Origin of the sequence: Bradyrhizobium yuanmingense (assembly GCF_029167105.1) — a bacterium.
In the GTDB taxonomy this organism is placed as follows: domain Bacteria; phylum Pseudomonadota; class Alphaproteobacteria; order Rhizobiales; family Xanthobacteraceae; genus Bradyrhizobium; species Bradyrhizobium yuanmingense_A.
Genome location: NZ_JARFML010000118.1, coordinates 1 through 1,122 on the forward strand (window position 1 = coordinate 1; position 1,122 = coordinate 1,122).

The 1,122-nt window shown below is 61.6% G+C and carries 1 protein-coding gene; it reads left to right on the plus strand.

Annotated elements, in window-relative coordinates:
- Window positions 1-22 precede the first annotated feature (22 nt).
- The coding region (locus P0R31_RS40695; protein ID WP_275521234.1) for an IS630 family transposase at window positions 23-1,122 on the plus strand (1,100 nt) is incomplete at its 3' end.

Here is a 1,122-nt window from a genome sequence, read left to right on the forward strand (position 1 = left end):
TGGCGCAACGAGGAGCGGTTTCATGGCAGGATGGCGGCAAGCGGTCGAATTGGCGATGACCGACGATGAGATTGAAGCGCTGGCGGCTCTTTCGCGGTCGAGAACCGAGCCATCGAGCCGGGTCTCGCGGGCGCAGATGCTGCTGGCCTACCGGGACAATCGGTCGTTCTGTGCCGTGGGGCGCAGACTTGGGGTCCATCACCAGACCGTCGAACGCTGCGTCGAGCGGGCGCTGGCCCACGGAGTGCTGGCAGCCCTCGACGATCGGCCACGGCCGGGCAAGGAGCCCACGATCACGCCGGAGGCCAAGGCCTGGCTGGTGTCGCTGGCGTGCGACAAGGCCAAGGATCACGGCTATCCCCATGAATTGTGGACGACGCGATTGCTGGCACGCCATGCGCGCGAGCACGGACCGGCGGCCGGGCACAAGTGTCTGGCCAATTTGGTCCAGGGCACGGTGTGCAAGATTCTCGGCAAAGAGGAAATCAAGCCGCACAAGGTGCGCTACTATCTGGAGAACCGCGACGCCGAATTCGAACAGAAGATGGCCGAGGTTCTGTGTGTCTATCGTGAAGTCGAGGTTCTGAAAAAAGCCGCTGCCAGATCGAAGAGGGGCAAGCCGGTGGCAATCGTCTCCTGTGATGAAAAGCCGGGAATCCAGGCTATCGCAACGACGGCGCCGGATTTGCCGCCCGAGCCTGGCGTCCACGCCACCTTTGCGCGGGATCATGAGTACAAACGTCATGGCACGCTCAGTCTGCTGGCTGGGATCGATCTGCTGACCGGCAAGGTCCATGCTCTCGTGAGAGATCGCCATCGCAGCCGAGAGTTCATCGAACTCCTCAAGCTGCTCGATGCCGCTTATCCGAGGGGCACCGCAATCAAGCTGATCCTCGACAATCATTCCGCGCACATATCGAGAGAAACCACAGACTGGCTCAACGCCCGACCCGTCGGACGCTTCGAGCTCACCTTCACCCCCAAGCACGGCTCTTGGCTCAACCTGATCGAGGGCTTCTTCTCCAAATTTGCTCGCTCGGTGTTGCGCCACATCCGGGTGACATCAAAACACGAGCTGAAGCAACGCATCATGGCCGGCATCGACGACGTGAACCGCCATCC